General features: G+C 67.0%; 11 protein-coding genes. 5 read left to right on the forward strand and 6 right to left on the reverse strand.

The genetic code is table 11. The annotated features are described in order from the left end of the window. Positions 1-14 precede the first annotated feature (14 nt). The gene (locus tag ADL25_RS40485) at positions 15-863 is read right to left on the reverse strand and encodes a FadR/GntR family transcriptional regulator (protein WP_059132935.1); all 849 of its coding nucleotides are present in this window, start codon (positions 861-863) and stop codon (positions 15-17) included. 374 nt (positions 864-1,237) lie between these two features. Here ADL25_RS40485 and ADL25_RS40490 point away from each other — a divergent pair, with 374 nt between their 5' ends. The 5 genes from ADL25_RS40490 (at position 1,238) to ADL25_RS40510 (ending at position 5,086) form a co-directional block, all read left to right on the forward strand. Then, positions 1,238-2,047, forward strand: coding sequence for a fumarylacetoacetate hydrolase family protein (locus ADL25_RS40490; RefSeq protein ID WP_059132936.1), 810 nt, complete (start codon positions 1,238-1,240; stop codon positions 2,045-2,047). Between the two features lies 1 nt (position 2,048). Continuing rightward, on the forward strand, positions 2,049-2,801 hold the full coding sequence (locus ADL25_RS40495) for an SDR family NAD(P)-dependent oxidoreductase (RefSeq protein WP_059132937.1): 753 nt from the start codon (positions 2,049-2,051) through the stop codon (positions 2,799-2,801). A gap of 4 nt (positions 2,802-2,805) precedes the next feature. Beyond that, the gene (locus tag ADL25_RS40500) at positions 2,806-3,129 is read left to right on the forward strand and encodes an L-rhamnose mutarotase (RefSeq protein WP_059132938.1); all 324 of its coding nucleotides are present in this window, start codon (positions 2,806-2,808) and stop codon (positions 3,127-3,129) included. A gap of 122 nt (positions 3,130-3,251) precedes the next feature. Further along, on the forward strand, positions 3,252-4,085 hold the full coding sequence (locus tag ADL25_RS40505) for an amidohydrolase family protein (RefSeq protein WP_059132939.1): 834 nt from the start codon (positions 3,252-3,254) through the stop codon (positions 4,083-4,085). Further along, complete coding sequence (locus tag ADL25_RS40510; protein WP_059132940.1) at positions 4,082-5,086, forward strand: aldo/keto reductase; 1,005 nt, start codon at positions 4,082-4,084, stop codon at positions 5,084-5,086. The genes ADL25_RS40505 and ADL25_RS40510 overlap by 4 nt, the downstream gene beginning before the upstream one ends. A gap of 345 nt (positions 5,087-5,431) precedes the next feature. Here ADL25_RS40510 and ADL25_RS47370 read toward each other — a convergent pair whose 3' ends face one another. From ADL25_RS47370 to ADL25_RS40525, 5 genes are all read right to left on the reverse strand, one after another. Then, entirely contained in the window at positions 5,432-6,133 is a 702-nt protein-coding gene (locus tag ADL25_RS47370) for a hypothetical protein (protein ID WP_079050930.1), read from the reverse strand. Between the two features lie 14 nt (positions 6,134-6,147). Further along, entirely contained in the window at positions 6,148-6,453 is a 306-nt protein-coding gene (locus ADL25_RS40515; protein WP_059132941.1) for a hypothetical protein, read from the reverse strand. A gap of 28 nt (positions 6,454-6,481) precedes the next feature. Continuing rightward, complete coding sequence (locus ADL25_RS40520) at positions 6,482-8,698, reverse strand: glycoside hydrolase domain-containing protein (protein WP_059132942.1); 2,217 nt, start codon at positions 8,696-8,698, stop codon at positions 6,482-6,484. A 909-nt stretch (positions 8,699-9,607) separates the two neighbouring features. Continuing rightward, on the reverse strand, positions 9,608-10,036 hold the full coding sequence (locus ADL25_RS49475) for a hypothetical protein (RefSeq protein ID WP_159045127.1): 429 nt from the start codon (positions 10,034-10,036) through the stop codon (positions 9,608-9,610). 253 nt (positions 10,037-10,289) lie between these two features. Further along, positions 10,290-10,805 carry a hypothetical protein gene (locus ADL25_RS40525; RefSeq protein WP_059132943.1) on the reverse strand — a complete coding sequence of 172 codons (516 nt, stop codon included), beginning with the start codon at positions 10,803-10,805 and terminating at the stop codon, positions 10,290-10,292. Positions 10,806-11,017 lie beyond the last annotated feature (212 nt).

Here is an 11,017-nt window from a genome sequence, read left to right on the forward strand (position 1 = left end):
CGGCGCGGTGCCGTCTACGAGGCGGACGTCTGCGGGGACGATGGCTCGTCTGTGGCACCGGCGCTCCTCGGCGGCTGCGCCGGCGCCCCGGAGGCGCCGCGGCTGTCAAGATTGAACAGCCGGTCACGGATCTTGCGTTCGAACTGGCTCTGAGTGGTGGCAATGTGCTCCGCCATCAGCTGCGTTGCGAGATCGGCCTCCCCCGCGGCGACCGCCTCAGCTATGGCGAGGTGCTGTCCCGCGGCTACTTCCAGTGACCCGGGAGCGTCACCGTGGAAGAGCAGCACGTCGGACTGTGACGCGAAACGCCGCACGTTGGCGACGCTCGCTCTCAGAAAGACATTGTGTGCGGCGGCGCCCACCGCGTCGTGGAACGCCTCGTCGGCCCTGGCGAAGGCGTACCCGTCTGCCGTCCGGGCCGCCTCCAGTGACGACTCGGCGCACTCCCGGATGGTCCGGACCTCGATCGGCGTGGCGAGGGAGGCCGCACGGTGCGCCGTCTCCGACTCGATCACCGTCCGGTAGTCAAGCAGCATCAGGACGTGTTCCATGCTCGTCGGCCGGAAGTGCGAGAGCTGGTCGTCCACCAGCCCGCCGGTGGACTCGGCGACGAAGATGCCCGCGCCACGCCGCACACTCAGCCGGCCGATGGCGGCCAGGACCTTCACCGCCTCGCGGGTGACATTGCGGGAGGCGCCCAGGATCTCAGCCAGGCCCTGCTCCGTGGGCAGCCGGTCGCCGGCCCGCAGCTTCCGCTCCTCGATGTAGTTCAGCAGCTGCTCGGCGACCAGCTCATAGCCCGGCCTGTAGCGAGGCGACGCGTCGTCATCCCCTTCGCCAGGGACCTGTGTTGCGGCTGCCACGGGGTAACCCTCCTCTTGCCTGTTCCACATTAATGAGATTCATCGGCGGGGTAACTATGACATTGGCGTTACGGACTGGAAAGAGTCCGAGAGCTTTTTTGTTCGTCTCCTCTTCAAAACCCGTATCAAGCAGGACATATCAGGAATCTCACTCGGAACTATTGCACAGGAAGGATCAGATCCTTATGGTCCTGCCTGTCGGATGAAGCAGATCCTTCGTCATGGCGATCACGTCGGCCCCGGGACGGGCGCTCGGCGCGGCTGCCACCAGGACCCGCATCCGGCTGAAGCCGCGAGCGGAGCGCGGGGCCGTACGGCCCGGCGGCGCCCCATGCGGTGGAAATTCCGAGCGCGCACCCGTGGGAGAGACCCCTATGAGACTGGCCCGGCACGGCACGGCAGGCGCCGAACGCCCCCTGATATCCGGGGCCGACGGATCGTGGCACGACCTGCGCCCCCTCGTCGCCGACCTGACGCCCGACACCCTTCCCACGGTCCTGGCCGGCGTCGACCTCGACGCGCTGCCGGTGGTCGAGTCGCCCGGCCGGTTCGGAGCGCCGCTGACCGGGATCGGGAAGATCGTCTGCGTCGGGCTCAACTACCGGCAGCACGCCGCGGAGACCGGTGCCGCCGTCCCCGAGGAGCCCATCGTCTTCCTCAAGACGCCGGACACCGTGGTCGGCCCCGACGACGAGGTCCTGATCCCCCGCCGCTCCCAGAAGACCGACTACGAGGTCGAACTCGCCGTCGTCATCGGCCGCGAGGCCCGCTACCTGCCCGACGAGGCCGCCGCTGCCGCGTGTGACGTCTCCGAGCGCGAGTTCCAGCTCGAACGCGGCGGCCAGTGGGACAAGGGCAAGAATTGCGAGACGTTCAACCCTCTGGGCCCCTGGCTGCTCACCGCGGACGAGGTGCCCGACCCACAAGCGCTCGGCCTGCGGCTGTCGGTCAACGGCGAGCCGCGCCAGGACGGCAATACCTCCGACATGATCTTCGGTGTGCACCACCTGATCTGGTATCTGAGCCACTTCATGGTGCTTCGTCCCGGTGACGTCATCAACACCGGTACCCCCGCGGGCGTCACCCTGGGCCGGCCCGGCCTGCCCTACCTGCGAGCGGGCGACGTCGTGGACCTGGAGATCGACGGTCTCGGCCGCCAGCGGCAGACATTCGGGCAGGCCTGACATGGGTGCTTTCGACGGACTCAGTGCCCTGGTCACCGGCGGTGCCTCCGGCATCGGCCTTGCCACCGCCCGGCTGCTCGCCGCCCAGGGGGCCCGGGTGGCCGTGCTCGATCTGGCCGAGGCCGCGCCCGCGGGCTTCACCGCTCACGTACGGGCCGACATCGGCAACGACACCTCGGTCAAAGACGGCGTCGGAGCGGCCGTCTCGGCCCTCGGCGGCCTGGACGTGCTGGTCAACAACGCCGGGATCGGTGCACAGGGCGGCATCGAGGACAACCCCGACGAAGAGTGGCACCGCGTCCTGGACATCAACGTCCTCGGGCTGGTCCGGGTCACACGCGCCGCGCTGCCCGCGCTGCGTGTCTCCGCCCACGCGGCGGTCGTCAACATCAGCTCGATCGCCGCGACGGCCGGCCTGCCGCAGCGCGCGCTGTACTCGGCCAGCAAGGGCGCCGTGCTGTCGCTGACCCGGGCGATGGCCGCCGACCTGCTGCCGGCCGGCATCCGGGTCAACGCCGTCAACCCCGGCACCGCCGACACGCCCTGGGTCAGCCGGCTGCTGGACCGGGCGGACGACCCGGCGGCCGAACACGCAGCGCTGGCCGCCCGGCAGCCACACGGCCGCCTGGTCAGCGCCGACGAGGTCGCCGCCGCCGTCGCCTATCTGGCCTCCCCGGCCGCCGCCTCCACGACGGGCACCTCCCTGGCCGTGGACGGCGGCATGGACGGACTGCGACTGCGCAAGGAAGGCTGAGCGGATGCAGCGCTTCGCCGCCGTGATCCGTCTGCGGCCCGAGAAGGAGCGGGAGTACCGTCAACTGCACGCCGCCGCGTGGCCGGGCGTGCTCGCGGCCCTCAAACGGGCCAACATCGGCAACTACTCCATCTTCCTCCGGGACGGCCTGCTCTTCAGCTACCTCGAGTACACGGGGACCGACTACTGCGCCGACACGGCGGCGATCGCCGCCGACCCGGTCTCCCGCCAGTGGTGGGCGTTGACCGATCCGTGCCAGCAGCCGCTGGACAGCGCGGCCGAGGGGCAGTGGTGGGCCCCCGCCGAAGAGGTCTTCCACCTCGACTGACGGCACGTGCCCGCCCTGGTCCGTGCCCACGCCGCCGCCGCGGAGGGCCGGCCCCGCTCCTACACCGACGGTGGGGACAGGAGCCCGACCGACATCCGTCCACCGACCCAAAGGACTGAACGGTGCGCATCGACGCTCATCACCATCTGTGGGACCTCGCGGTGCGGGACCAGCCGTGGACCCGCGACCTGCCCGCCCTGCGCCGCACCTTCACCGCCGCCGAACTGCGGCCGGCACTCGACCAGAACGCGATCGACGCCACCGTCCTCGTACAGACCATCGCCGTTGCGGAGGAGACCCCCGAACTGCTCGCCGTGGCCTCCGCAGACCCGCACGTGCGAGCGGTCGTCGGCTGGACGAGCCTGACCGACCCCGGCATCGCCGACCGCCTGGCGCGACTGCGCGAGCTGCCCGGGGGATCCGCGCTCGTCGGCATCCGGCACGGCATTCAGGACGAGGCCGACCCGGACTGGCCGGAGCGTCCCGAGGTCCGTCGCGGCATCGAGGCGGTGGGTGCCGCGGGCCTCGTCTACGACCTGCTCGTGCGGCCCGACCAACTGCCCGCCGCCGTCCGGACCGTACGCGAACTGCCCGAGGTCCGCTTCGTCCTGGACCACGCCGGCAACCCGGTCGTCGGCACCGACGGCCTGCCGCCGTGGACCAAGCTGCTGACCGAGTTGGCCGACTGCCCCAATGTCGCCGTGAAACTGTCCGGCCTGGTCACCCGGACCGCAGCCGACCCGGCCCGCGCTCTGCGTCCCTTCGCGGACGTACTGCTCGCGACAATGGGCCCGGGCCGCCTCATGTACGGCTCGGACTGGCCGGTCTGCCTGCTCGCCGCCGGATACGACGAAGTCCTGTCCGTCGCCGAGTCGCTCACCGACCACCTGAACTTTGTCGAGCGTGAGGCGGTCTTCGGCACGACGGCCGCGCGCTGGTACGGGATCGCATCGTGACGGCCCGCCGGCTCGGCCGTACGAGCGTCCGGGTCAGTGCACTGGGGTTCGGCGCCGCCCCCATCGGCAATCTCTACGCCCCGCTCGACGACGACCAGGCGCGGGCCGCGGTCGAGGCCGCCTGGGAGGCCGGTGTGCGCTACTACGACACCGCCCCGCACTACGGCCTGGGGCTGTCCGAACGCCGGCTCGGCGCGGCTCTCGCCCACCGGCCCCGAGCGGAGTTCACCCTCTCCACCAAGGTCGGCCGCCTGCTGGAGCCGCACCCCGCCCCCACCGGATCCGACCTGGCCGCAGGTGGCTTCGCCGTACCGGACACGCTGTTGCGCCGTCCCGACTACTCGCGCGACGGCGTTCTGCGGAGCCTGGAGGGCAGCCTGACCCGACTGGGTCTGGACCGTGTGGACGTCGTTTACGTCCACGACCCCGACGATCACCTCGACGCGGCCATGGATCAGGCACTGCCCGCGCTGGTGGGCCTCCGCGACCAAGGCGTCATCGGAGCCGTCGGCGTCGGCATGAATGCCGTCGCCCCACTGCTGCGGGTCGTCGCCGAAGCGGACGTGGACACCGTGATGATGGCCGGCCGGTGGACTCTCATCGACCGCACTGCACGTCCGCTGCTGGAGGCATGCACGAAGCGAGGTGTCTCGGTGGTCGCCGCGGCCCCGTTCAACTCGGGCCTCCTCAGCCGGCCCTGCCCTCCCGACAACGCCACCTTCGACTACGGCCCTGCCCCCGACGCGGTGCTGCGTCGTGCCCGGCGCCTTGCCGACGTCTGCGCCCGGCACGGAACCGTCCTGCCCCATGCCGCCGTCCGCTTCCCGCTCCGCGACCCCGTCGTGGCCTGCGTGGTCGCGGGCTTCCGTTCCGCCGACGAGGTCACCTCCGCCGTCACATGGGCCGACACCGACCTGAGCGACGCGGCGTGGGCGGAGCTCGACGCGGCCGCGGAAGCGGTCGAGGATGGGCCCGGTGGTATCGGTGGCGACGGCGGGTAGGTCGGGTGCCCTTTCCCCGCGGCGTTGACCAGTTCAGGAAACGGTCGCGCTCAGGTGGTGTCCGTGGCCAGTGGCGATGGGTCTGGGTATGTGCCGCCCGTCGAGTGCGTGGTGCGGCCGAGGTGTCCGGATTCTCATCAGGAGCATCCATGCCGGTCAATGCACTCTTCTCCCTGGCCGTGGTGATCGGTAGGGAAAAATTTGAGAGACACCGTAGCCCGCAGTCCAGCAACCACCTTGCGAGCCGGGTGCCGTTCGGCCGCGCCTCCGCTGCCCCCGGCATCGCATGGTGCCAACCGGCAACAGCGGATGGGACGCTGCTCAACTTGCCCGGTCGGAGGGTGGTTAGCGCTCGCGCTGAACTTCGGCAAGGCGGTTCGCGCGGTCGCGTCTCGACCGGGCCATCACATCGACGGCGTTCCCGGCACCTTGACCGGGGGTTACCTCTCCGTGTCGCAACTTGCGTGCTAGGTCTCGTACTTCGTGGCTATTCGGACCGCGGTCGAGGTAGAACAGGGATTCGTCCACCGGGTTATCGTCACCGCCCCAACGGACAACGCCCCCGCAGTCAGCAAGGATGTCGCGTACTACGACTTCCTGGAGAGGGAAGAGGCTGCCTTGGGCCGCGGCACCAGGGCGAATACGGACCGCGGTGCCCGAGGCAAGGTTCGACTCAGGCGCGTTCTTGGTCAGTTCGTCGATCGCTTGCCAGCCGGCGATGTCGACCGAGTGAAGCTGCTCTACCTCATAGTGGAAGCGACGAACAACGTGGAGGAGGATTGCTTCCGCGTCTCCGATCCGGATATCAACCTCAAAACCGCTTCCAGGAACAGGACGAGTCCAGACAGTGGAGATGTGGTTCGCCTGCTGCTCCAACGGCCAGCCGTTCGCGGATGTCGGCACCCCCGCCGGCGCACCTTTCCAGGCCTTGATGGGCGCGGCCGTTGCCACGCTCGGCGTCAGGGTGGTCACAGCTGCGGCGGCTGCAATGATGCCCGCGCGCGCCAGCACAGTTCGCCTGGAAACGTCTCGTGTGTCCTGCTGCACGGTTTCGTGTCCTTTCACGGGGAGTAGATGATGAGCGCGGCCGTCGGTAGGAAGGTGGCGAGGACGCTGAGCGACCAGTAAGCATGTGAAGCAAGCGCACTCCGGCGGGCGAGTGGCCGGTTGACGGACGCCCAGAGCAGGGCGTAGAGCCCGACGATGGGCACGACTATGACCAGCCAGAGCGCCATGCCGTCGTTCTCCTCCGGCGCGGGGCCCGTCGCCCAACTCGATGCGAGGTACCAGAGCAGCCAGTATGGGATCACGCCGGGGATCCCGACGAGCATGTTCGCCCCCAGGGGCACCGACCACCGCCTGATCATCTCTTCATCCTTCTTCTGTGCGGGTGCGCTATGCGGCGCGCGACAACGCGTTGTAGTTTTCCAAGACGTTGTACAGGCCCATCAGTTCCTGTCCGTACTTCTCGGCGTCTGGGCCCTCTCCGTTGTACCGAGCGAGACAAGCCTCGGTGACGTGGACATTGCCGGTCAGATCCGGCCGGGGGATACCCAGTAGCTCCGCGTTGAAGATCAACGTGTAGGCGACGGAGCGGATGTTGTACTCCTGATCGTCGTGGAGCTTGTCCCACACGGCTCTGAGGTCGTCCTTGTTGTTGTAGTCCAGGCCCGTGCCGTTGATGATGCCCTCGCCGATGCAGTAGTTGCGGGCCTGGATGGCAGTCTTGGCGAAGATCTGGCCCCAGCCGGTGCTGCAGTCGTCCTTCAGGCCGGCTTGGACCGCAGCATCGGCGGCGAAGTCGAGGGGGTTGAGTTTGCGCAGTTCCCACATGACCGGGGCTTGGATGAGTGCTTTGCGGACCCTCAGCGTTCGGGCCAGTGAAGTGAAGAGCCAGTCGGCATCCACCACAGCATCGAAGGCCTCAGTGGTGGATATGCCGCCGAGGGTGGCCCAGTCCGAGTCGGTCCAGCCGTCTCCCCCCGTCTCGGGAACGCCGATCGATTCCAGGTAGTTCTTCACGTCCGTCAGCATGGAGGCGCGGTAGGCGTCCTTGTCGAGGTCCGTGTCCAGGCCATCGAAGGAGACACCGGCGTCGAAGTCGCCCTGGCCGGTGTCGCGGCCGGACGCAATGTTGTTGTCAATCTCGAGTGATCCGCTGCCCGATCCGACCGTGATGGTGGATATCTGGTCGAAAGACCACTTGGTGGCCAGTGGGTATCCGAGGTTGCCGGAGAAGCCACTGGACATGTCGGAGACCATGCACACGGATGCGTAGCCGGCGTCGATGACGCGCTGGCAGACGTTGCGTGCGCCGTAGATGCCCACGTTGTACCCGGAGTTTTCGCTGATGGTCCGCATGACGGCGCGGAAGTGCGGGATGACGTACGAGGTGACTTCGCCGTCCATCGCGTCGTAGTCGACCGCGAAGTAAATGACGGTGCCTGCTTTGAAGCCGTGATACCGGGCCCAGTCGATGGCCTGGAAGGCGTCTCTCACGCCTTGGTTGGTGTTGAAGTAGTCGGCGGAGCGGCTCCACGTCTGGTAGATCGGGTAGCAGCGCAGCCCCGCGTTCTTGATGGTGGCAAGTTCCCCCGGCTGGATCTGCTTCTCCGGGAGATCCCCGTCGGGGTAGGGGTTGTAGAGGTAGCGGCCGACGTACTTGTAGCCGGCCGCCTTGAGCGATGCGGCCCTCTCCGCAGTGATCATGGTGACGCCGTCGCAGGCGGTGCCCTTGCGGGACTGGTCGCCGTAGGACACCAACAAGGACGCCCAGGTGGAAAAGTCGCCGGCACCCGTGACGGGAAGCTGGCAGAAGGCCTGGAAGGTCTGGACGGTGCTCTGCACGGCGGTGGTGAAGTCACCGAAGGCCACAGTGTTCTTGTTGAGGATCATTGCTGCAGTGAAGAGCTGTGCCCACACGCCGCTGGCGTTGCTCGCGACCGAGACGGTGTGGGACTTCAGGCCGGACTGCGTTCCCGGGCCGAAGACGCCGTTCGCAACGCCATCGGCCATGCCCAGTTCGTACTGGATGGCCAGCAGCAACGACTTGGCGACGTCACGGGAGTGGTGGCCGTCGCAGGGGATGACATAGTAGTCCTTGAGCAGGATGTAGCGGCCGTTGAGCCACTGCTGGACAGAGCGAATGGTGTCAGAGCCGCCGGCGACAGTGACGTAAGCGTCCATGTTGAACAGACCCTTGGCCGTCTTCGGCCACAGGGAGCTACCGGGGTATGTGCTAGCCACGCCCATGTTCTGGTGGAGTTTCCCGACGGCGGCCTTCACCCGGTCATTGTAGGTGCCGTCGATGTCGCCGCCGTCGTACCCCTTGCAGTAAAGCGCCGACTGGATGATCCGGCAGAAGTTCGCCGAAGGGATGGTCGTCTCGTCGAGCTTGCCGTACTTCTCACCAATGGTCGCCAGCGTGGTCGGACCGAATGAGTCCGACAGTGCCGTGATGCCCATCTCATACTGGAGGGCACGAGTAAGGGCGTACATGACCGGCCAGCCGGTCTGCCCGTTCTCCTCCAGTTTGCCTATGCCGAGAGTGGAACCGTTGTTGTAGGTCGTATTGACGAACCTCTGTGCGCGAAGCACCATCTCGTCGGCCATTTGCTCCTCCTACCTTCGCGTTGAATTGGACTGCTCTCTGCCAGGGTGGTTGGCACGCCTTGGGATCGGACACACGGGCAGCGAACCTCTCTGGCTCCCGTTCTGCAGAGTCACCCGCAAATAGAGGACACCACCTGGGCGTCATCGACCGAGCGGCTCCACGAGAGGAACTCAGGCAGCGCCAAGGGGTGCAGGTCGCCCCTAGACCTGTTGCGAGGGCGGGAGTTGCGGCGCAGGTGACGGCGTTCCGGGGCCGAAGACTTCGTTCGCTGCGCCGTCCGCGATCGCAGCTCGTGCTGGACGGCAATGGGCAGCCCGCGGCCATCGCGTGAACAGTGTCTGCCGTAGGGGGATACGCGCTTCCCAACACCCGCTTCCGGGACATCACTTAGTTTCGTTGAGTCGCTGCTGGATGCAGCGAACGGTTTCTGAGCCGCCGTTGACGCTGATGCAAGCATCCACGTTGAACGGGCCCTTGATCGCCTTCAGCCGGAGAGCGATATCCGATAGGCGATACTGGCCCTCATCTGCGTCTTCAACTGCTCCACATCGCCCTCGACGCGGTCGCTGCGAGTCCCAACGACGCCACCACCGTCGCAGCCTTTACGGTAGAGGGCGGATTGGATGATCGCGGTGCCGAAAGTGTCCCGGCCTGGTCTCGCTAGCCATGTTTCGACGCGACCGTGGCGAGCGCGCTCGGGCTGAAATTACCAAATGAGACGTAATCCCTTCTTGTGTAGCGACGCCCGAGTGGGCGCGCACATCAAAGCCCAGCCGGCGTAACCGTTCTCGCCCCGCTTCGAATTGCCTGGTGACGCACACCCCTGTTGCACGTGACGTTGATGAACTACTGGGCGCACCGGGCACCATCTCGTCGACGACGGAATTCCCGCGTAGCGACAGGAAAAGTCAGTGGCCGTCGCCGAATGGGTAGACGTCCTGCACTACTTCCAGACTGATCTGCAGGTTGGCAGGACTGGTGGTGACGCCTGCTGTCGTGATGTCGACCTGGGTAGGCCAAGTGGTTCCCGGGAAGACGTTGTCCGCGTTGGTCGTGACCGTGACAGGGGAATTCTGGCTTCCCCCCACTACCGTTACTTCGACTCGATAGTTGACACGATCGTCACTCCCGTTGTGGATGGTGATAGGAACGGTCAGTCGCCCTGACTCACGGCGCGGCGTGTAGGCGACGACCTCACCATGTTGGGCGGTAGCGGCTGGCTTCCCAAACCCGTACTCCCCGGGGGCCGGGATGTGGGTGTCCCTAGGGGCGACGGGCTCTCCGCTGGCGGCTGCGGCGGCGCGTTGTTCGTCAGCCTCGCGGTTTGCCTCTGCCATAGCTTCGTCGACGTCCGTCGATTTCGGGGACGGGTCACCAGCTTGCGCTGTCTGCCGGGGGGCTGCGGGGGCTGCTTGGCTGGCGGCCGCCGACTGGTCTGCACCCGTGGACGGCTCTTCAGTCGTCGACGGGTGTGCAGTAGGTGTAGCGGCCCGCTGGTCGCCTTGACCCCCGCACGCTGTCAGAACGAGTGGAATCAGTGCGGCCACGGCTATCAGGCGTGCGGGGAGGCCAAGTTGGCGAAGTCTGAGCTCAGTCACAGGGGAAGACATACTCGGAGTTGTAGTTGAAGTACAAGTTGCTGGATGTGGTGCCCATCTTGGCGGTGACGGGAGCGCAAGCGAAGCTGGTGACGTAGACCGGGCCGGCGTACTCGCTGAAGTTTCCCGTGTCCGTGTCGCAACCAGTGCCGTCGACCCTGCAGACATGCAGGTACATGTACTTCGCTCCTCCGACGTTGTTGTCGAGGATGGCGCAGCCGTTGCCGCTGTTTTCGTAGGCGAACAGTGTGCCCTTTCGCACGCTGGGATCAACGCCGACCGGGAGCGGTATGGCCTTGCTCAGCGCGTAGCCGGACCCGCAGACTGTGGCAGCCGCAGCAGCGGGGGAGGGATCCGCCTGAACGAGGGCCCGCGTGGTTGAGTCGGCCTTTGCCGAAATCTTCACGGCAGGCCGGTCGGTAGCGGATGCCTGCGGCACCGCTACTGCCAGACCGGCCAGCACGGCAGCGGCGGTGGCAACGCGCAGACCTGCTCTGCGAACCGACATGACATGTCCTTCCGGGTGACGGAGTGCTGGTGGTTGCGCCGGCGTGCTGTGGTGTCGCGCGTCGGGGTATTGCAGCATTGGACGGTCGGAGTGCTCTGTCAGCGCGGCTGACGCTAGCCTCGCGCTTTCACGAGGCAGTGCGTCCGGTGGGTGATCAGAAACGCGAAGAGTGCTCCTGACCTGCAACGATGGGACTTGTCTAGGGTCCAGGT

Origin of the sequence: Streptomyces sp. NRRL F-5122, from assembly GCF_001507435.1 — a bacterium.
In the GTDB taxonomy this organism is placed as follows: domain Bacteria; phylum Actinomycetota; class Actinomycetes; order Streptomycetales; family Streptomycetaceae; genus Streptomyces; species Streptomyces lannensis.